This window comes from Nocardiopsis suaedae (assembly GCF_027706745.1).
Taxonomy (GTDB): domain Bacteria; phylum Actinomycetota; class Actinomycetes; order Streptosporangiales; family Streptosporangiaceae; genus Nocardiopsis_A; species Nocardiopsis_A suaedae.
Genome location: NZ_JAQFWP010000004.1, coordinates 26025 through 46170 on the forward strand (window position 1 = coordinate 26025; position 20146 = coordinate 46170).

Annotated in this window: 15 protein-coding genes; 4 read left to right on the forward strand and 11 right to left on the reverse strand. The window is 71.4% G+C overall.

Annotated features, from left to right (window positions below):
* Positions 1 to 99: 99 nt before the first annotated feature.
* The 5 genes from O4U47_RS03405 to O4U47_RS03425 all read right to left on the reverse strand — a co-directional run bounded on the left by O4U47_RS03405 (position 100) and on the right by O4U47_RS03425 (position 5260).
* Complete coding sequence (locus O4U47_RS03405; protein ID WP_270676038.1) at positions 100 to 543, reverse strand: hypothetical protein; 444 nt, start codon at positions 541 to 543, stop codon at positions 100 to 102.
* Positions 540 to 1187, reverse strand: a complete 648-nt coding sequence (locus O4U47_RS03410) for a hypothetical protein (protein ID WP_270676039.1) — start codon at positions 1185 to 1187, stop codon at positions 540 to 542. Before O4U47_RS03410 ends, O4U47_RS03405 begins: the two co-directional genes overlap by 4 nt.
* Before the next feature lie 82 nt (positions 1188 to 1269).
* The gene (locus tag O4U47_RS03415) at positions 1270 to 2676 is read right to left on the reverse strand and encodes a hypothetical protein (RefSeq protein WP_270676040.1); all 1407 of its coding nucleotides are present in this window, start codon (positions 2674 to 2676) and stop codon (positions 1270 to 1272) included.
* A gap of 136 nt (positions 2677 to 2812) precedes the next feature.
* Positions 2813 to 3307 carry an RDD family protein gene (locus tag O4U47_RS03420; RefSeq protein WP_270676041.1) on the reverse strand — a complete coding sequence of 165 codons (495 nt, stop codon included), beginning with the start codon at positions 3305 to 3307 and terminating at the stop codon, positions 2813 to 2815.
* Between the two features lie 129 nt (positions 3308 to 3436).
* Entirely contained in the window at positions 3437 to 5260 is a 1824-nt protein-coding gene (locus O4U47_RS03425; protein ID WP_270676042.1) for an OmpA family protein, read from the reverse strand.
* Positions 5261 to 5580: 320 nt separating this feature from the next.
* Here O4U47_RS03425 and O4U47_RS03430 point away from each other — a divergent pair, with 320 nt between their 5' ends.
* The 3 genes from O4U47_RS03430 (at position 5581) to O4U47_RS03440 (ending at position 9436) form a co-directional block, all read left to right on the forward strand.
* Positions 5581 to 6222: a response regulator transcription factor gene (locus tag O4U47_RS03430; protein ID WP_270676043.1), complete on the forward strand. Its 642-nt coding sequence runs from the start codon at positions 5581 to 5583 to the stop codon at positions 6220 to 6222.
* Between the two features lie 448 nt (positions 6223 to 6670).
* Positions 6671 to 7990, forward strand: a complete 1320-nt coding sequence (locus O4U47_RS03435; protein ID WP_270676044.1) for an outer membrane protein assembly factor BamB family protein — start codon at positions 6671 to 6673, stop codon at positions 7988 to 7990.
* Positions 7991 to 8416: 426 nt separating this feature from the next.
* Positions 8417 to 9436: an exonuclease domain-containing protein gene (locus O4U47_RS03440; protein ID WP_270676045.1), complete on the forward strand. Its 1020-nt coding sequence runs from the start codon at positions 8417 to 8419 to the stop codon at positions 9434 to 9436.
* 167 nt (positions 9437 to 9603) lie between these two features.
* Here O4U47_RS03440 and O4U47_RS03445 read toward each other — a convergent pair whose 3' ends face one another.
* From O4U47_RS03445 to O4U47_RS03465, 5 genes are all read right to left on the reverse strand, one after another.
* Positions 9604 to 11334, reverse strand: coding sequence for an ABC transporter family substrate-binding protein (locus tag O4U47_RS03445; RefSeq protein ID WP_270676046.1), 1731 nt, complete (start codon positions 11332 to 11334; stop codon positions 9604 to 9606).
* Positions 11335 to 11390: 56 nt separating this feature from the next.
* The gene (locus tag O4U47_RS03450) at positions 11391 to 13517 is read right to left on the reverse strand and encodes a dipeptide ABC transporter ATP-binding protein (protein ID WP_270676047.1); all 2127 of its coding nucleotides are present in this window, start codon (positions 13515 to 13517) and stop codon (positions 11391 to 11393) included.
* A gap of 15 nt (positions 13518 to 13532) precedes the next feature.
* Entirely contained in the window at positions 13533 to 14438 is a 906-nt protein-coding gene (locus tag O4U47_RS03455; RefSeq protein WP_270676048.1) for an ABC transporter permease, read from the reverse strand.
* Between the two features lie 67 nt (positions 14439 to 14505).
* Positions 14506 to 15489, reverse strand: coding sequence for an ABC transporter permease (locus tag O4U47_RS03460; RefSeq protein WP_270676049.1), 984 nt, complete (start codon positions 15487 to 15489; stop codon positions 14506 to 14508).
* Positions 15490 to 16100: 611 nt separating this feature from the next.
* Positions 16101 to 17246, reverse strand: a complete 1146-nt coding sequence (locus O4U47_RS03465; protein WP_270676050.1) for an NDMA-dependent alcohol dehydrogenase — start codon at positions 17244 to 17246, stop codon at positions 16101 to 16103.
* Positions 17247 to 17775: 529 nt separating this feature from the next.
* Here O4U47_RS03465 and O4U47_RS03470 point away from each other — a divergent pair.
* Positions 17776 to 19290, forward strand: a complete 1515-nt coding sequence (locus O4U47_RS03470) for a sodium/proline symporter (protein WP_270676051.1) — start codon at positions 17776 to 17778, stop codon at positions 19288 to 19290.
* 186 nt (positions 19291 to 19476) lie between these two features.
* Here O4U47_RS03470 and O4U47_RS03475 read toward each other — a convergent pair whose 3' ends face one another.
* On the reverse strand, positions 19477 to 20055 hold the full coding sequence (locus O4U47_RS03475) for a GNAT family N-acetyltransferase (RefSeq protein ID WP_270676052.1): 579 nt from the start codon (positions 20053 to 20055) through the stop codon (positions 19477 to 19479).
* Between the last annotated feature and the right edge of the window lie 91 nt (positions 20056 to 20146).

Sequence of the window (20146 nt, forward strand, 5' to 3'; positions counted from 1 at the left end):
TCCGTGAACCCACGGTCCCACGCCGGTCCTCCTCTGCCGCGATCTCGGAGTGGCAAGCATCCTACGGGGGCGGTGGTGCGAGCCGGGACCGGGTGCGCGTCAGAAGGGGTCGGCGGCGCCCTTGCGCGCCTGGATCCGCGAAGCCACGAGGTAGCCGACCCCTGCACCGGCGACCGCGGCCGCCTCCCGGAGCGCGAAGAAGAGGTAGTCCGGTCCGCTGTCGGCCACCAGGAAGCCCACGTCCTGGACGAGGACCAGCACGGGAACCCCGAGGACGGCGAGGAGGTACCTCCCGGTCCTCGGGCCCTCGTCCCCCTTGTAGAGCAGGGCGGCGCACAGGACCACCAGGGCGAGCTGGACGAACTTCGACGGCGCCACCCACATGAGGTGTCCCCACATGGACATCAGGGTGTCCAGGTCCGCGTACGCGATCATGATCCGGTGGCCCGAGAGCGCCCCGGCGACCCACAGGGCGAGCGCTCCGGCCCACGGACGCAGCAGGCCAAGGACGCCCGTCGGCTTGGAGGAGGACACGGCCGTCACGACGCCACCCGCAGGGAGTCGACGATCGTCTCCTGCTCATCCTCACCGATGTGGCCGTCGGAGACGATGACCCGGAGGATCGCCCCCCGCCGCTCGCCGTCTGGGCCTTCGGCCACGACGAACACGTCGGTCACCTCGTCGGCGTCGATGTAGTCGATGCGGAACTGCTCGACCGAGTAGTCGTTCCGGGCGGAGCTGTCGGCGCCTTCGACCTCGTGCTCCTGCGCCTCCTGCATGTCATCGATCTTGTTGCCGATCATGACCTCGGCGCCGAACTTCCCGGCGAGCTGCTGGGCGTGGGTCTCGGGGCCGACCCCCTCGACGGGGATCACGCGTGTGGAAGCCATGATCACATCGCCCTCGCCCTCAATGGCGGCGACCGACTCGTAGATGTGCTCGCCGTCGGCCTCCTCCGAACCCTCGACCGGCTCCCAGTCGTCGGGGACGGCATAGGCGAGCCAGTCGGCGTCGACGGCCTGGAATCCCTCCGGGGCGTCGATCGCGGCGTCCTCACCGCCCGCCTGGCCGCCCTGGCCCGCGGCACCGTCCTCCGCCCCGCCGCAGCCCGTCAGGGCCAGGGCGGCCGCGGCCACCGCCGCCCCCGCCACGGCGGCTCCCGAACGCCGACGTGCGATCGCGCGCATGCTCAGCACCTGCCGTCCCTCCTCAGGTCTCCGGCCCGGCGCCCCGTCGACGCGGATGCCCGGGCCCGGTCCCGCACGTCCGTCATCCGGTCGTGCACGCCTCGTACTCGACGAACTCCCGGCCGCCCTCGCCGTCGGGGGAGCCGAGGTATTCGGCCGTGTTCACATCGGTGTCCTCAGAGTAGGTGTTGTAGGAGTAGCCGAGGGAGACGATGAACTTGACGTCGGCCCCGTAGGACTGCTGGTCGATCTCCTGGTCGTAGCTGGCCCTGGTCACGTTGGCCTCCTCGTACAGGAGCTGCGTGAACGGGTCGGGGTCCTCGGGGAGCTCGTCGGGGATCATCGCATCCCAGGTGATGGGGAGCGCGTTGCCCCCCGGGACGGCGCCGAGCCAGTTCTCCACGACCTCGCGCTGTTCGGCGCTCTCCACCGGGAGCTGGGTCGTCACGACCTTCATCTCCCCGTTGACGGTGGTCGTCTGGCTGATGACCACCTCGGTGACGTTGCCGTCGGCGTCCCGGGTGACCTTCAGCGCGCCCTGCCGCTCGCCGCTGGGCTCGAAGCTGTCCACGGCCCAGTCGGCCCCGAAGTTGGCGTTGCCGCTGAGCTTGTAGATCTTGGAGGTGGAGCCGTCGGCGTGCTCCTCGCTGCCGTAGGCGCCGTCCACGCCCACTCCGACCTCCAAGCCCGGCTCGAAGCCGATGTCCGCCGACCAGCCGCCGTCGTCGTTCTGCTGGTCGCCGTTGCCGCCGGATTCACCGCCGGAGTCGCCGCCGGACCCGTTCTCGTCGTTGTTCTTCTTGCGGTCGCCGCTGTTGCCGACCGACAGGCCCGCGTGCGCCTCGCCGCTCAGGCCCCCCTCGTAGTCGCGGCCGACCGAGGTGGGCTCGGGCAGGTCGTGGTCGCCGTCGGCCCAGGTCTCGAAGTCGGTGAAGTCGCCGCTGCCGGCCTCGTTCTTGGCGGCCTCCTCGATGTCGCCCTGGAACTGGTCGGCCTCGTCGGAGTTCTCGAACTCCCAGGACACCGATCCCGGCCAGCCGAACTCCACACCGGCGTCGGCTCCCACACCGGCCTGGAAGATCGGGCCGATGTCCACATCGGCCCCGATACCGAACGAGGCCCTGAGCGCGCTCTCGTCCACGGCGGTGATCTTGACCGAGCCGTCGGAGTACTCCTCGCGGATGAACGTAGTGCCGTCCTCGCCGCTGACCACCACGGTGACCTCGTGGCTGGTGCCCTCCGCGTCCCGGGTCACCATGCAGCGCTCCGGCTCGTAGAACTCGTCCGGCCGGAACTCGGGGTCGCAGTGGGAGTAGTCACCGTCGCTGGTGAACATCTCGCAGACGGCGCGGCCGATGGGGACGGTCATCACCGAGGGGGCGAGCATGAAGGTGAGGGCGCCCATCACGACCGACGCCAGGACGATGAGGGCGCCGTACTGAATGAGCTGCGCCCCTGAGTCGTCGCGGGAGCGGTGGTGTGGCGCCATTGTCGCCCTCTTTCGCGAATTCGGGGATGACGAGGGAAAACGCTGTCGAGCGTAGGATTCGCGGCATCAGGGCGTACAGGGCCCAGGGGCCCAAGCCGCAGACCGGGCCTGCGGTCCCCATGCTCTGGGCCTCGGGTCAGTGCGCGTCGATCACGCGCGTCCGGGCCGCCTTGTCGTGCAGGGCCTGGCCCAATGGACGGTCGCGCAGCGGCCACAGGCCGTTGGCCAGCCACAGCACCGCGCTGAGCACGTTGACGGCGATGTTCCAGCTCAGCAGGAGCGGGAGGGACCAGACGGCCGCCCGGACCACCGCACTGCCCCACGGGAGCCCGCCGGCGTCCACCCCCTGTGCGGTCACCAGCGGGACGACGCGCAGGCCCATGGCCCGCTTTCCCGGGGTCGCGCCCCAGGCCTTCAAAAAGACGGTTTCGTAGCCGAACCAGCCCGCGAAGGAGACCGCCAAGAAGAACGGGAAAGGCGATCCCGGGCCGTTCACCGTGTCCGGACTCGCGGTGAAGAGGAAGACGAACATGCCGACCATCGCGATGACGAGGAGGACCATCGAGATGATCTGGGCGAGCACCGCATCGATCAGGCGGGCCACGACACGGCGGCCGTATTCGGGTGCCACGGGCCGCCCCGCGTTCGCGGGTCCCCGACCGGCATGGAAGCCGTCGTCCATTTTTCCCTCCTCCGCATATCCGTGAGCGCTGGGCCCACATCGGTTCGGCGGACGGCCGGACCGCCCGCGCGAGGGCGGTCATTCGATCGGAACGTCCTCGATGGCGCCGAAGGCTCCCGCGTTGAAGGTCACCGAACCCACGCCTTCAGGAGGCGCCGGAAGATAGAGCCACGTGCGGTTCTCCTCATTGGTGCGGACCGCATACGGATAGGAGACCGGGTCCAGGTACCGGCGCCCTTTCCGCTTGTCGCTCACGGTGTCGCCCCCGCCGATCCGGACCGTACTGTAGGTGCGGCCGCTCTCGGGGTCGACCGCCGAGAAGGAACCGAAGACGGAACCGGGCAGCAGGTCCGACCCGAACGGCTTCTCGTCCTCGCTCAGGAGCTCCGGACTCTTATTGAAGACCAGGAAATTCGCCACCATGTAGTTCCCGTCCCGGTAGAACGGCATCACTTGGAGGCGGTAGTCCTGCCCGTCCACGGTGGCCGTCACGTCCGCGATCACATCGGGGTCCTGGGCACGGTACGGGGCGGGCTCCGTCGGCCCCCAGGCGCCGTCCTCCTGCCCACCGCCTTCAGCCTCCTCGCCGTCCTCGCCGGGCCCAGGGGGCGGTGTGCTCTCATCGGCGCTCGGGTCCTCCCCCGTGCCGGAACCGTCGTCCGATCCGCCGCCTTCCCCGTCCTCGCCTTCTTCGGCGGCCGCGTCCCCGGCCGGGGGCGGCGGCACCTTGTAGGAGATCTCGATCCGACTGTTCTGCGCGCGCGCCTCGGGCTTGCCGTCGCCCTCCTCATGGACGACCGGCCGGTCGCTCCCGTGTCCTTCCGCGCTCACCGAGACGTCCTCGCCCAAGGCCTCCGTCAGGTAAGCCGACGCGGCGTCGGCGCGTTCCGCGGTCTCCCGGGCGTTGTCCTCGTCCTTGCCGTCGCCGTCGGAGTGCACGCCGATGGAGACCTCGGGCTCCTCCGGATCGATCCGCTCCGCGAGGTCCTCGGCGACGCCCTCCAGGGCCTGGCGTCCTTCGGCGGTGAGCTCCTGGCCGGCGGGCTCTTCAGCGTCGTCCTCGCCGTCACCAGAAGCCTCGGAGAACATCCCGTCCGTCCGCAGCGTCACCCGCTCGGCCGTTCGTCCCGTGTGGGTCGTGACACCTCCCTGCTCCGTCACCGAGTACAGGTTCTCGACATGGTCCCCCATGTCGTCCGGAAGAGGGGAGTCGACGGTGGGCAGCTCGACGACGTCGCCGGGGCGAACGCCCTCCTCCTCTTCGTCCCCCTCTTCCCCTCCTTCTTCCGCGCCTTCCTCTTCCTCCTCCTCGCCCTGCCCGTCCTCCTCTTCCGGGGAGGTGACCGGGATCCCGGTGAACTCCCCGGCGGTCCCGGGGGTCACCACCGTGACGTCCTCCACCTCCTCGGCCACCGGCGGAAAGTGCGCCTCCATGACATAGACGGCGTCGCCCATGACCGTGTCGGGCAGGTCGTTGCCGAGATTCTCCGGTACGTAATCGTCCGGATCGGCGTCCGGATCGGCGGTGTCCCCCTCCTCCCACGCGGGATTGGGAAGCTGCTCATAGAGACGTCCGCCCACGGGGTCGACCAACCGGAAGCCCCCTCCGAATCCCCCCTTGGCGTTGTGCTCTCCGTCCTGCAAAGGCGTGGTGGCAAAGCGCAGGACCGTCCGGTCCTCGCGCCGTTCGACCTCGTAAATCTCCAACTGGGCGCGGAACTGCGTGCCCAGGCCGAAAACGCCTGAACGCTGGAAGGGCCCTTCGGGCTCGACCACCGCGGGCTGCGGATCGGCGGGCGGCTCCTCCGGATCGTCCTGACCGGTCGAACCGGTGCACCCGGCACCCAGGAGAGCCACGACGCCGACCGTGCCGATCATGCGCAGTGCACGTCTGTTGAGCATCTCGGGGGAGTCCTGACTCGTGTAGGCGGACCATTCGCAATCCTGTAGGACGTAGCCTGCCACGCCCGGGTTCCGGTACTCACACGACGGTTCGGTGAACCTTTTCGGGACGGCCGCTTCCGGTCACGCCTCGGCGCGGCATACCTCCGGACAATCCGGGGCACAAGTACCGCAACACCGGCAACCCCCGCGACAGACCCCCCACAACCCCACAAACGTCGCCCGCGCGGACGGTCGGGTTCCGAACCCTGGGACCTCGCCGTCCGGCCCGACTGCGGAGAGTAGCGACGCTGCACCCGAGCGACGATCCAGGAGCCCCCATGACCCTCTCGTCTCCCCTCACCGTCCTCATCGCCGACGACGATCTCGTCTTGCGCGCCGGCCTCGCCAGCACCCTTCAGCGCGGGTCCGGCCTCACCGTCGTGGAGACGGCGAGCGGCGCCGAGGCCGTCAAGATCGCGGAGGAGACCGGCCCCGACGCCGCGCTGGTCGGCGCCCGCATCCCCGCGCTCGCCACCTCCGGGACGATCAAGGACCTGACGGCGGTGGCGCCGGTGGTCCTCCTCGCGTTCCCCGGCGACGGGGAGGCCGTCCGCGAGGCGGTGGCCCAGGGTGCCGCCGCCTCGCTGGTCTACGGATCGTTCACCCCTCCGGAGCTGGCCGAGGCGGTGCGGGCGGTGGCCCGTTCCGGAGCCGGGCAGGACGAGGTGGACGCGATCATCGGCGTGCGCGGCCCGGCGGCGGCCGCGGCACTGCGCGCCGACAGCGGCCTGACCGAGCGCGAGGCCCAAGTGCTGCGCCTCGTGGCGGGCGGCATGTCGAACGCGATGATCGCCGACCACCTGGTGGTGTCGGAGAAGACCGTGAAGAACCACATCAACCACATCTACGCCAAGCTGCACGTGCGCAACCGCACGCAGGCCATCGAGCGCTGGCGCGCGGCGGAGACCGTCGGCGTCTGACCGCCCGGTGTGGGCCCCGGGCGCCCCTCAGGACGGCACCGGGGCCGACGGCCCGAGGCGCATCCCGCCGGACCCGGGGGCGGTCCGCGGGAAGCGCCCGCCGAGCGTTCCACCACTCCTGAGGACGCGGCCTCCGACGGCCGTTCTCACCCCATGGCCTTCATCGGCGACAAGGGCACTGACCTGGCCTGATGGGCATCAGGGCAGGTCAGAGGGAACGACCGCGCCCGCCGGGCGTCCGCCGCCGCGGCGGACGCCGCCCGGTCGTCCCATCTCATCGGGAAGTCCTCCCCCGCCCACTGGGTGGGCCCATAGCCGGGTCCGCCGCGGCTCCGTGCACCCGCTTCGCGACGCATCGCGGGGAGTTCTCTAGAGTGAGGGACTCCTGCCCCCGCGTCGCCGCCGGAGCCGTCGGCGACGTCCCGTCCCCTCCGCCCGAAGGTGTTCCGTGCAGACCGGAGAGCCCTCGCCCCGGCCGAGCCGCCGGTTCGCTCCCCTGTTGGCCGCCGTCGCCGTCCTCGCCGCCCCCGCCTGCACCGGCACCGCGGCGGACGGCCCCCGCGAGACCGCCGAGCAGCAGGGGGCCGAGGACCGGGTGTTCGACCCGCCCACGGAGTTCGACACCGGCCAGGGCGTCGAGATCGACCTCGGGGCCGACTCCCGCGCCGAGGGGCGCGCGCTGCGGCCCGCCATGGACGGCGGCACCGTCTACTACGGCGACGAGGACGGCCTGCACGCCGTGGACGCCGAAGGCGGCCGGGACCTGTGGTCGGTGCCCACCCGCCAGCCGGTCGTGGACACCCGGGCGGACAGCGCCGTGCTCGCCGAGATCGACGGCCGCGCCGTGGTCGTGGGCGCCTTCGAGACGCGCAACCCCGGCCGGGGCAGCGCCGTGCGGCAGGAGCGGCTGGAGGTGCTGGTCGCCGACGCCCGCAACGGCGAGCTGCTGTGGCAGGCCGAGCACATCCCCGGCGGCCCGCCGCCCGACCCCGAGGACGTGTTCGCGGTCGGAGCCGACGACGACGCCGTCGTGGTCTCCTACGGGACGGCCGTCGCCTTCTCCCCCGGCGACGGCGAACTCCTGTGGACCGACTCGGGGATGCGCCCCGAGGCCCTCGCCGACGGCACCGTCGTCGGCTGGTCGGTGCCCCGGGCCACGGGGGACGAGGAGGGCGCGGAGACCGCGGCCGGTCCCACGGGGGTGCTCACGGCCGCGGGGGCGGCCGACGGCGCCCGCCGCTGGAGCCAGTGGGAGGCGGAGAGCGGCCAGGGCGGCGTGTGGGCCCACCCCCTGCGGATCTCCGCCATGGACGGCTCCCGGCTCCTCGTGGGCCGCGAGACGCCGCCGGAGGCGGGCGCGGAGCCCGCCCCCGAGTGGGCGGTGGTCGACGCCGGGGCGGGCGAGGTCGTCTACTGGACCGAGCGCCTGAGCGACCAGGTGTGCCGCTACGACGAGCAGTCGATGCTCGTGTGCTGGAACGGCGGCCGTACCTCCCCCGAGGTGGACGTCTACACCGCCGAGGGCGGGGACCGCCTGTGGAACGACCCCGGTTTCGGCGGCGGGGTGCCGACCGGCATCCGGGGCGTGTGGCACGGGGTCGTCTACACCGACAAGGGCCTGAACGGCGGCTCCCCCGGGATCTACAGCCTCGACTTCCAGAACGACTTGGAGCTGGACCCCGGCACGGCGCCGGACCTGACCGACGGCGTGGTGGGGCTGCGGTTCGCCGAGGACGGGACGGCCACCGCCTACCCCGCCGTGGCCTGAGCGGGCGCCCGAGCGGGCTCGGGGCGGTGCGGAACGGCGCGGGGCCCACGGGACCCGCGGGACGCCACGGAACAGCGCGGGAGAGCACGGGAGAGCACGGGAGAGCACGGAACGGTGCCGGACAGGATAGGACTCCCAGCGCGGGACGCCACCGGACGTCACGGGACGGCGCGGGACGGTACCGGACTCCGCGGACGCCCCGGGTGTGTCCTGATCCGCATTCGGGGCCCCCGCCCGCGAAAGCGGCCTTTTCCCGGTCCGGGAGCGCATATCGTCGTCACCGCATATCGTCGCCTCGGAAGGGTCCCCCGCCCCGGCCCGAGACGTCACCGGTGTGCGGGACGATCCGTGGGTGCCGCAGGCCCCGTGGCCGCCGCAGGCGAGGGCCGCGCGGCTTCGGAGGTGTGCGGCAGTGGAGGTGCGCAGATGGTTGACGGGATCCCCGAACCGCTCCCCCTGGAAGGGCTCGGGCCCGCGGAGGGCGGGTCCCCCGGCGTCGACCCCGCCGATACCTGGGTCGCGCTCGACTTCGAGACGGCCAACGAGGACAACGGCAGCGTGTGCCGCGTCGGCATGGTCCGCGTCCGCGGCGGCCGCGTCGCCGAGCGCCACCTGGAGTACGTCCGGCCGCCCGCACCCGCCGACTGGTTCGACCCCGCGCTGGCGCCCTACAACGGCGGCGTCACCGCCGAGGACGTGCGCGACGCCCCCGAGTGGCCCGAGGCGCTCAAGCGCATCACGGCCTTCGCCGGGGAGGACCCCGTGGTGGCGCACTGGGCGCGCATGGAGATGGACGTCATCGACCGCGCCTGCGCCTACACCTCCACCGACGTGCCGGAGCTGCACTTCTGCTGCTCCTACGTGCTCTCCGACGCGGTGTGGCCGACCAGTCGCAACCACAAGCTGCCCACGCTGTGCGAGAGGGTCGGCTTCCCGCTCGACCACCACAACCCGCTCTCCGACGCCGAGGGCAGCGCGGAGATCGTGCTGGCGCTGATGCGCGAGCGCGGCGCCCGCACCCTCGGCGAGCTGTACACGGCCGAGAACGTCCTGCTGGGCCGCACCTCCCCGGGGCAGCGTCCGCTCTGGTGCCGCAGGCGCGACCGGCCCCAGCGCCCCGACGGCCGCTTCGCGCGCTGGAGCGAGCACAGCAAGGCCGAACCGCCCGAGCCCGACCTGGACGCCGACCCCGACGGCCCGCTGTACGGCGCGGTGGTCTGCCTGAGCGACACCCGGCGCGACAAGATCGAGCTGTGGGCCGAGATCGCCGCCGTCGGCGGCGCCATCGCCAAGAACGTCACCAAGAAGGTCACCGTGCTGGTGGTGGGCGACCACGGGCAGGCCACGAGCAAGCGCCGCAAGGCCGAGGAGTACCGCGCCAAGGGCCAGGCCATCACCATCATCGACGAGGCCGAGCTGGAGCAGATCCTCCGCGAGGGGGCCTAACGGGATCCTCGTTGATCTCGGGAAGTACGACGGAGGGGCGCGCGCGCCTGAAGAGGTCGTGCTCGTGAAACGAGTGCGGCCCCGCCCCGGGACGGTTCCGGGGCGGGGCCGCACCGCTCTATCGGGAGGGCCCCCTCAGGCCGGGCGCCGGGCGCCCGGCCCGGGGACTACCGCTCGGGCAGCTCGGTCCAGCCGATGTCCTCGTAGTGCCAGTTGGACTGCAGGCCGGGGCCTCCGACGTTGGCCAGACCATCGGCCATCGCGTAGGTACCGGTGCGCTGGAAGAACGGGATGCCCTGGCCGTTCTCCCACAGCAGTGCGTCGATCTCGTTGGCGAGCTTGCCGTACTCCTCGGGGTCGACCGTCTGGCGGAGCTCGTCGAACTTCTCGTTGATCTCGTCGGTCGAGGTGCGGGCGTTGTTGTTGCCCCAGTCCTCGCCGTCGTCGCCGAACGGGCCGGTGTGGTTCTCGAAGCTCTCCCCGACGTAGGGGGTGGTGCCGACCTGGACGAAGGACGCCAGCTCGAAGTCGCCGGTGTAGATGTGGTCGTTGAAGAACGCCTCGGTGGGGATCGAGTCGGTGGTGACCTTGATGCCGATCTCGCCCAGCATCTCCTTGGTGACCTCGGCCTCGGACTCGCAGACCTTCAACCCGGCCGGGCAGAAGTAGCGCATCTCCAGCTCTTCGCCGTCCTCGTTGGTGCGCACCTTGGCGTCTTCGCCGTCGAGGGTCCAGCCCGCCCCGTCCAGGAGCTCGCGGGCCCGGTCCGGGTCCTGCTCGCCCAGGTCGCCGGAGTTGTCCTGGAATGCGGGGTCGGAAGAGCGCAGCAGCCGGTTGGCGGTGGGGTCGCTGGGCCAGTTGATGCCCTCGAGGGAGAGCTGCGCCAGCGCGCTCCGGTCGATGCCGAGCATGACCGCGTGGCGCACGTCCACGTCGGACAGCACCGGGCTGTCGGCGTTCATCTCGATGTACCGGTAGCCGTTGTCGATGGCCTGGGTGACGTGGCCGTCCTCGCGGCTGCTGGCCGTCTCATAGGTCGAGGCGGTGTAGCCGACGTAGAAGCCGTCGATCTCACCGTTGGCGAACGCCTGCGCCTGCCCCTCGGGGTCGCCCGGCTGGAAGTGGATCTCGTCCAGCAGCGCCTTCTCGCCCCAGAAATCCTCGTTGCGCTCAAGGATGACGGTGTCGGAGCTCTTGTCGAGCTCCTTGAAGTCGAAGGGCCCGGCGGTGATGGGGATGTCGTCCATGTAGTCCTTGTTGAACCTGTCGGCGTCCTCCATCACCTCCTTCGGGTAGAGGTTCTCGAAGAGCATCCCGTATTCAGCGAAAGGCTCGGAGAAGGTGACGGTGAACTCGTACTCGTCCCCGCCCTCTTCGATGTCCTCGACGCTCTGGTAGGCGTACACCTCGCCCGGTGCGCCGAAGTCGCCGTCCTCTTGCCCGGACAGCGTCTTCCACTGCTGCTCGTAGTCCTCCCAGGTGATCGGCTCGCCATTGGACCACTCGGCGTCCTTGTTGAGCACGAAGGTCATCTCCGTGCCCTCGTCGTTCTGCTCGAACGATTCGACGTAGGCGGGGTTGGGCTCGGCCTCGCCCTCGTCGGTGTAGCGGAAGGCGCTCGGCATGACCGCCTTCATGATCTCCACACCGGCGCCCAGGTTGCCGTCGGTGTGGTGGGTCATCAGCTGGGGCACCGGCTGGGAGCTGCCGTAGATGAAGATGCCGCCCTCTTGGAGCTCCTCACGCGGCTGCGGGTTGAGGTCGGAGGCCGCGATGTCGTCAAGCGACGGGGCCTCTCCGCCACCGCCGTCGTCGCCTCCGCCGCCGCCGCACGCGGTGGCGGCCAGCGCCAGCGCCAGGACCGGAGCGGCGTAGGCCACTGTCCGTCTCGTACGCATAACTGCTCATTCCTCCTTGATTTGCCGGCCGCGGCCGGAGCGGGGGATCCCGGGGGTCAGACGACGGCGCGCCCTTGCGCGTAGTGGCAGGCGGCGGCGTGGTCGTCCTCGCCGGTGGACTCCAGGTCGGGGGAGACCTCGAGGCACGGCACGCGCTCGGCCTCGGAGAGCCCGGCGAACTTGGGGCAGCGGGGCCGGAACCGGCAGCCCGAGGGCGGATCGGCCGGGCTCGGCAGGTCGCCTTCCAGCACGATGTGCGAGCGGGCGCGCTCCTTCTCCGGGTCCGGCACCGGGATCGCGGACAGCAGCGCCTGCGTGTAGGGGTGGGCCGGATCGCCGAAGATCCGCCCGACCTCGCCGATCTCCACGATCCGCCCCAGGTACATCACGGCGACCCGGTCGGCGATGTGCCGCACCACCGACAGGTCGTGCGCCACGAACAGGTAGGACAGGCCCAACCGCACCTTCAGCTCTTCGAGCAGGTTGATGACGCCCGCCTGGATGGACACGTCGAGCGCCGAGACGGGCTCGTCCAGCACCAGCAGGCGCGGCTCCAGCGCGAGGGCACGGGCGATGCCGATGCGCTGGCGCTGCCCGCCGGAGAACTCCTGGGGGTAGCGCCCGGCGTGCGCCGGGTCCAGCCCGACGAGGTCGAGCAGCTCGTTCACCCGCGCGCGCAGCCGGTCCTTGGAGTACCCGTGCGTGAGCAGCGGCTCGGCCACGATGTCGAAGACGAGCATGCGCGGGTCCAGGGAGCTCATCGGGTCCTGGAAGACGACCTGCACGTCGCGGCGGACGGCGAAGCGCTCGCGCGCGCCCATCGTGCCCGAGCGCCGCCCCAGCAGGTCGACCGTCCCGCCCTGCGGGCGCTCCAGGCTGAGGATCTCCATGAGGGTGCTGGACTTGCCGCAGCCGGACTCGCCGACCAGGCCCAGCGTCTCGCCCTCGGCGATGTCGAAGCTGACCCCGTCGACGGCGTAGACGGTGCCCACCCGGCGCTTGAACACCGCGCCCTTCATCAGCGGGTGGTGTTTGACCAGCCCGTCGACCTGCAGCACGGTCTCCCGGTCGGCGCGGCGGGTGCGGGACGCGGACGCCTCGCCGAACTCGGGAACCGGGTAGACGTCGGCGGCGGTCCACCCCTCGCGCTCGATCTCGGGGGCGCGGATGCACGCGGCGGTGTGCCCGTCGCCGCCGACCTCCAGCAGCTCCGGCTCCTCGGCGCGGCACTCGTCGGTGGCGATCGGGCAGCGGGGGGCGAAGGGGCACCCGGGCGGCAGGGAGCTCAGCGAGGGCGGGTTGCCCTCGATGGGCACCAGCGGCGCGTGCTCCTCGGTGTCCAGCCGGGGCACGGACCCGAGCAGCCCCATGGTGTAGGGCATGCGGGTGCGGTAGTAGACGTCGTCGACGGCGCCGACCTCGACCGGGCGCCCGGCGTACATGACCAGCATGCGGTCCACGAGCCCGGCGACCACGCCCAGGTCGTGGGTGATCATCACGATGGCGGCGCCGGTCTCGCGCTGCGCGGCCTTGAGCACCTCCAGGATCTGGGCCTGGATGGTGACGTCGAGCGCGGTGGTGGGCTCGTCGCAGATGATGACGTCGGGGTCGTTGGCGATCGCGATGGCGATCATGACGCGCTGGCGCATGCCGCCGGAGAACTCGTGCGGGAACGCCTTCGCGCGCTGGGCCGGATTGGGGATGCCCACGATGCCGAGCAGTTCCACCGCGCGCTCGGCGGCCCGCTCCTTGCTCATCTTGGGGTTGTGGACCCGGACGGCCTCGATGATCTGGTCGCCGACGGTGTACACGGGGGTGAGCCCGGACAGGGGGTCCTGGAACACCATGGCGATCCGGTCGCCGCGCTTTGTGGACATGGCCTTGTCGTCCAGGCCGAGCAGCTCCTCGCCGTGGAGCCGGATGGAGCCGGTGACGCGCGCGTTGTCGGGGAGCAGCCCCATGGCGGCCATGGAGGACACCGACTTGCCCGACCCGGACTCGCCGACGATCCCCAGGATCTCGCCGCGCCGCACGCTGTAGCCGACGCCGCGCACCGCCCTGACGTCGGGCTCCCTGCCCCGTCCGGGGAAGGTGACGTGCAGGTCCTCGATCTCCAGGACAGGCGCGCCGGTCTCGGCCGACCCCGGGTCGCCGGTGCCGTTCGCGGTGATGGTCTCGGTCATCTCTTCCCTCTCCCCCTAGGCCCGGCGCTTCGACTGCGGGTCGAGGGCGTCGCGCAGCCCGTCCCCGATCAGGTTGACGGCCAGGACCAGCAGCACGAGAAGGCCCGTGCTGAACACGAAGGTCCACGGATGGGTGACGGCCTGGCTCGCCCCGTCGGAGATGAGGGAGCCGAGCGAGACGTCGGGCGGCTGCACCCCGAACCCGAAGTAGGAGAGGCTGGTCTCGACGATGATGGCCGAGCTGACGTTGATCGTGGCGTCCACGATCAGCAGCGAGGACATGTTCGGGATGATGTGCCGGAAGATGATCTTCCAGGCGGGCACGCCCATGTACCGGGCGGCCAGCACGTACTCGCGCTCCTTGAGGGAGATGGTCATGCCGCGCACCATCTTGGCGGTGACCATCCACAGGAACGCCGCCAGCAGCCCGACGAACACGAGCCAGCCCTGGTCGCGCAGGACCGGGTAGAGGATCGCCAGGATCAGGAAGCTGGGGAGCACCAGCAGCAGGTCGGTGATCCACATCAGGACCCGGTCGGTGACGCCGAGGAAGTACCCGGCGAAGGCGCCGACGACGGCGGCCACCGCGGTGGACAGCACCGCCACCAGCAGGCCGATGATGACCGACTTCTGCAGGCCGACCATGGTGCTGACGAAGACGTCGCGCCCGGTGGAGTCGGTGCCCCACCAGTGGTCGGGCGAGGGCGGCTGCAGGAAGGCGGCGTAGTCGCGCTCGCCGAAGTCCCAGGGGCTCAGCAGCGGTCCCACCCAGGCCATGACGACCATCAGCACGATGGTCGCGACACCGAACACGACGCGGCGCGTCTGAAGCATCTGGCGCAGCACGGAGGACCAGCGGCCCGGGGTGCGGGCCGGCGCCTCTCCCTCCGCGTCCGGCGCAAGCTCTGCGGACAGGCTCATCGGATGGTCTCCTGGGCGGGGGTCGGGGGCGCGGTGCGCCGGGTCGGTGCGCTTTCCTTCCGGGCCATCAGCCCACCCTCACCCTCGGGTCGAGCCAGGCGTAGAGCAGGTCCGACAGGAAGGCGGCCGCCATCACGCACACCGCCATGAAGCAGGAGACCGCGGCGACCGCGTGCACGTCGTTGGTGGCGATCGAGTCGATCAGCCAGGACCCCATGCCCTTCCAGTTGTAGACCTTCTCGGTGAAGGTGGTGCCGGCCATCATCACACCGAAGGTGAAGGTGAAGTAGGTGACCGTGGGGATCAGCGCGGTGCGCAGGGCGTGCTTGAGCAGGGCCGCGCGCCGCGTCAGCCCCTTGGCGCGGGCGGTGCGCACGAAGTCCGATCCCAGGACGTCGAGCATCATGTTGCGCTGGTAGCGGCTGAACACGGCGAACTGCCCGAGCGCCAGCGCCACCGTCGGCAGGAACATGTGTTTGGCCCGGTCCCAGAGGGTTCCGAAGAATCCGGCGTCCAGGCTGGGGGTGGCCTCCCCGTTGAACACCAGGAGCGTCTCTCCGGCGACGCCGTTCAGCCAGATCGCGAGCACCTGCAGGGAGATGGCCACGACCACGGCGGGAACGGCGAGGACGGTGAACGCCGCGCCGGTCGACAATTGGTCGAACACCCCGTACTGCTTGACCGCCGCATATGCGCCGACCCCCACGCCGGCGGTGGCGCCCAGGACGGTCCCGGCGATGATCAGGCGCAGGGAGACCAGGATGCGGATCTCCATCTCCTCGTTGACCGAGCCGCCGGTGACGGTCTTTCCGAAATCACCGGTGACGACGTCTCCGGCCCAGACCACCCACCGCTCGGCCAACGGCGTCTTGTCGTTGAGATTGAGCTCGTCCAGGCGCGCGTCGACCGCCTCTTCGCTGGGGCGCGGGCTCTGGTTCTCGTAGTTGACGCGGGGACTGAGCGCGGAGGCCGCCAGCAGGTAGGCACAGGTCGTGGCCACGACGATCAGGACCAGATAGTTCACTAGTCGTCTGACCAGGAACAACCACAAAGGGGGCCTCCTACCCTGCGCGGTGCGGTGCGGACACGCGCCGACCGCACCGGTGCGTCGGAGGCCGCCGGACGCGCGGGGGCCGGAGCCGCGGGGAGCTCCCCCGCGACCGCGGGCGATCAAGGGGGGTGGGGATCCCGTGCGCCACCGGCGAGGTTCGCTCCCGACGACCACCGAAACGTGCTTTTCTTCCGATTCACGGTCCGTGCCCGGAATTTCAACGAGTGTGCTGGGTCACTGGACACCGACCGGTCACCGTGACATCAAGAAAGCACAACGAGGGGCAGACCGTCCAATTTCCCGGTGCCCCGAACGCCCTTCCGTCTCGCGCCGTCCCTGCGCACGGGCGCGTGTCCGAAATTGCGCCGCCATGAGCCGAATCGCGGGCGGCGACCTCCCCCTTCATGATCATCCCGCCGCACGTCGGAACAGAGGCCGACACCCCGGTACGGCGGACCGCGACCTCTTCCCCAGAAGCGGTCGCGGCCCGATCCGGCGCTCCGATATCGGCCGTTCCCATGACCGTTTCACGCCGTTGTTAGCGCGCACTTACCTGCGGCCCGGGGCATTCCGCCCGCCGTCCCCGTGAAGGCGCCGGCCCCGCCCGGCCCCTAGCCCGCCCCGTCTTCGTCCCCGTGCAGGACCACTCCGCGGATGATCCGGCCCGCGTGCAGGTCCTCGTAGGCGGCGCCGATCTCGTCGAGCTTGTACCGGCGCGTGATCAGCTCGTCGAGCTTCAGCCGCCCCGCCTTGTACATCTCCAGCAGGCGCGGGATGCCGTCGCCCGGGGTGTGGGTCCCGTACAGGGTCCCCTGGATGCGCTTCTCGGTCATCGCCAGCTCCCAGAGGCTGATCGGCAGCCCCACCTCGGAGGCGTCGCCGATCCCGGTGACGACGACCGTCGAACCGCGCCCGATCGCGGCGACCGCCTCGGCCACGTGGCCGGGCTCCAGGTTCCCCACGCACACGATGGCCGAATCGGCCCCCTGCCCTCCGGTGGCCAGCCGCGCGTGGTCGGCGGCCTCGGCCATGGTGCCGAAGGCGGCCGTGGCGCCGAACCCGCGCGCCGCCTCCTGCTTGAACGGGACCGGGTCGACGGCGATCACGTGCGCCGCGCCGCGCGCGGCCGCCCCCTGCAGGGCGTTCATGCCCACGCCGCCGGTCCCCATGACGATGACCGTGTCCCCGGCCTCCACCCCCGCGGCGTTGACCGCCGAGCCCCACCCCGTGAGCACGCCGCAGCTCACCAGCGCGGCCGCCTCGAAGGAGACGTCGCCGGGGATGGGGACCAGCGAGTACTGCGGCACCACGGCCCGCTCGGCGAAGGTGCCGAGCATCGTCATCTGCCCGGCCTCCCGCCCGCCGACCCGGGCCCGGTAGGTGCCGTCGGGCATGGAGCCCGCCAGGCCGAAGACCGCCAGGTCGCACATGTTCATCCGGCCGCGGCGGCAGTTGGGGCACCGACCGCAGGTCGGCACGAACTGGGCGGCCACCCGGTCGCCCGGGGCCAGCCGGTCCACGCCGGGGCCGACCTCCTCCACCACGCCGGCGCCCTCGTGCCCGCCGATCAGCGGCAGCCGCGAGACGGGCATCGCCCCGGAGGCGGCGTGGGCGTCGGAGTGGCACAGCCCCGCGGCCCTGAAGCGCACCAGGACCTCGCCGGCGCGGGGCTCGCCGGGTTCGACGTCGACGATCCGCCAGGACCCGGGCTGCTCCATGATCGCGGCGGCGCGCGCCGTCGTCGCGGTGTTCGGCATCGTGGCGTTCGGCCTTCCGTGAGGGGGGTGGAATCGTCGCGCCGAGCGAGTGCTTGGTTGGCAGGCGGTACGCCGTCAGTGGACCACCGGGGCCCCGGGGTGTCAATACCCGCGGCCCCGCACCCCCACCGTCCCCCGCGAGTGGTCGGACGACACCACGAAGGGATCCCTTTACCGCATTCCCCCGCGTGCCCGCGTCGACCGACCGCCGAGTATGGGTCACGAATCGACGACCCTTCGATCACGCGGCGGTCACCACCCCTGGCGATCTTCCGAATCGGGTGCCGCGTATGTCACACCGGATCACTCTTGGCTCCAGACGTCCCACTTCGACGCGGTCGTGTTTCGGAGTCCGGACCACTACCTTGCGTGACGGTCGGAGCGGCCTCCCCGCCCGCGAAGGCCGCCTTCCCCACAGAACCGGAGGACCCCCCATGAACTTCGCCCTCTTCGTGTTACCGCTCCTGGTGCTGGTCGCCGCCGTCCTCGGCTACGCGGCCACGGCCACGAAGGACAAGGGGGTGGCCCGGTGAGCGATACCGCCGTCTCCGTGGACGCGGACGGGGCGGTCATCGCCTCGTTCGCGCTCTACCTCCTGCTCCTGGTCGGCATCGCCGTGTACGCGGCGGGCTCCCGGTCCGGCTCGATGACCGACTTCTTCCTCGGCGGCCGCGCGATGAAGCACTTCGTCGTGGCGATGAGCGCGGTGACCTCGGGCCGAAGCGGATGGCTGGTGCTCGGTGTGACCGGCCTGGCCTTCGTCGACGGCGCCGCCGCCGTGTGGTCGGTGGTCGGCTACACCACGGTGGAACTGTTCCTGTTCCTGTTCGCCGCGCCGCGGCTGCGCCGGTTCACCGGCCGGATGAAGGACATCACCCTGCCCGACTTCTTCGCCAGCCGCCTCGGCGGCGGCCCGGGCCTGCGGGTGCTCATCGTGACGGTCATCGTGCTGTTCATGACCGCCTACGTCTCCTCCCAGTTCGCCGCCGGGGGCAAGGCCTTCGCCGGGACCTTCGGGGTCGCCGACACCACCGGCGTGTGGATCACCGCCGGGGTCGTCCTGGTCTACACCCTGCTCGGCGGGTACGTGGCGGTGGCGCTCAGCGACGCCGTGCAGGCCATCTTCATGATCGTCGGCCTGGTGGTGCTTCCGGTCGTGGTCGTGGCGTCGCTGGGGTGGGGGCCGATGTTCGACACCCTGCGCGCCCTGGACCCCGCGCTGCTCGACCCCTACGCCATCGGCTTCGGCGGGATCATCGCCGCCGTGGGCATCGGCCTGGGCTCGCCCGGCCAGCCGCACATCGTCGTGCGCTACATGTCCATCGACGACCCGCGCAGCCTGCGTCCGGCCGCCCTGTGGGGCACGGTCTGGAACGTGCTCATGGGCTGGGGCGCGGTGTTCATCGGGCTGTCCGGCCGCGCGGTCTACGGCGACGTCGACGCCCTGCCCGGCGCCGACAGCGAACAGCTCTTCCCCTTCCTGGCCAACGCCTATCTGCCGGGGATCGTCGCCGGGCTGCTCATCGCCGCGGTGTTCGCGGCGATCATGTCCTCGGCCGACTCCCAGCTGCTCGTCGCCACCTCGGGCGTGGTCCGCGACATCTACCAGCGGCTCGTCAAGAAGGACGCCGCGGACCTGAACCCGCGCCACCTGGTGACGGTCAGCCGCATGGTGGTGATGGTCATGTGCCTGCTGGCGGTGGGGCTGCTGTACGTCCCCGGCATGGAGGACCTGGTGTTCTGGCTGGTGCTGTTCGCCTGGGCCGGGCTCGGCGCGGCCTTCGGGCCGCCCCTGCTGCTGGCCCTGTTCTGGCGCGGCACCACCGCCGCCGGAGCCGCCGCGGGCATCATCACCGGGGCCGTGGTCACCGTGGTCTGGTACTACACCCTCTCCGACGTCCTCTACGAGCTGGTCCCCGGCGCCATCGCCTCCACCGCCGCGGTGGTGGCCGTCAGCGCCGTGACCCGAAAGCCGGAGGGCGCCGACCGCATGATGAGCCTGCTCAAGGGCGGCTCGGGCGAAAGGGAGGACGTGCACGGCTGACCGGTCGCCTCCCTTCCGGCCGGTCCACGCACCTCCCCGGGGACACCCCGGACGGGACCGCCCTGGGGGCGGGCGCACGGCGCCCGCCCCCGCGCGCGTCCGCACCCGCGATGATCTCGACGAAGGTGCTGCCAAATTCGCTGGAATGGCAGCACCTTCGTCGAGATCATCGCCGAAGGGCCGCCGTCACAGGTCGAGGGCGTAGCGCAGCTCGGTGAAGGTGACCCCGTTCCGTGTCTTGGAGCGGCGGCCCCCGTCGGGCTCCCACCCCTCCCGCTGGTAGAAGGCGCGCGGGCGGTGGTTGAGCTCGGCCGTCCACAGGGTGGCCCTGCGCCGCCCTTCGGAGCGCATCGACGCCAGCACCGCGTCCATCAGGAGCCGCGCGGTTCCGTCGCCCCAGTGGTCGGGGTGCGCATAGAACAGGTGCAGCTCGGCCTCGTCGCACGGGGCCGCCGGGTCGACGGGCGGCCGCCACAGGGCGAACCCGGCGATGCGCCCCGAGGGCGGACCGTCCGCGCCCCCGCCATCAGCGCTCGCTGCACCGGTGCTCGCGGCCTCAGCGCTCGCGGCCTCGGCGACGAACACCCGCGTCTCCGGAGCGCCGATCCCCGCGGCGTAGACGCCCGGCCGCAGCGGCTCGGCCCGCAGTTCCTCCTCCGGCAGGAAGTGGCGCCAGCCGGCCGCGCCCGCCTCGCGGAACACCTCGGCCATCGCCTCCGCGTCCCCCGGCCGCGCACCGCGCACCGCGATCGTCGTGCCGCCCATCGGCCCCCTCCGCCCGTTCCCTCTCCCCGTCCCGCCCCCATGTCGTTGATCTCGGGAGAATGGACGCTAAAACCGCACTTGTAGGGTCGTT

Coding starts and splice junctions, on each gene's coding strand:
- O4U47_RS03410 (WP_270676039.1), bottom strand. CDS start 1,187: ATGCGCGCGATCGCACGTCGGCGTTCGGGAGCCGCCGTGGCGGGGGCG.
- O4U47_RS03415 (WP_270676040.1), bottom strand. CDS start 2,676: ATGGCGCCACACCACCGCTCCCGCGACGACTCAGGGGCGCAGCTCATT.
- O4U47_RS03425 (WP_270676042.1), bottom strand. CDS start 5,260: ATGCTCAACAGACGTGCACTGCGCATGATCGGCACGGTCGGCGTCGTG.
- O4U47_RS03430 (WP_270676043.1), top strand. CDS start 5,581: ATGACCCTCTCGTCTCCCCTCACCGTCCTCATCGCCGACGACGATCTC.
- O4U47_RS03440 (WP_270676045.1), top strand. CDS start 8,417: ATGGTTGACGGGATCCCCGAACCGCTCCCCCTGGAAGGGCTCGGGCCC.
- O4U47_RS03445 (WP_270676046.1), bottom strand. CDS start 11,334: ATGCGTACGAGACGGACAGTGGCCTACGCCGCTCCGGTCCTGGCGCTG.
- O4U47_RS03450 (WP_270676047.1), bottom strand. CDS start 13,517: ATGACCGAGACCATCACCGCGAACGGCACCGGCGACCCGGGGTCGGCC.
- O4U47_RS03455 (WP_270676048.1), bottom strand. CDS start 14,438: ATGAGCCTGTCCGCAGAGCTTGCGCCGGACGCGGAGGGAGAGGCGCCG.
- O4U47_RS03465 (WP_270676050.1), bottom strand. CDS start 17,246: ATGCCGAACACCGCGACGACGGCGCGCGCCGCCGCGATCATGGAGCAG.
- O4U47_RS03475 (WP_270676052.1), bottom strand. CDS start 20,055: ATGGGCGGCACGACGATCGCGGTGCGCGGTGCGCGGCCGGGGGACGCG.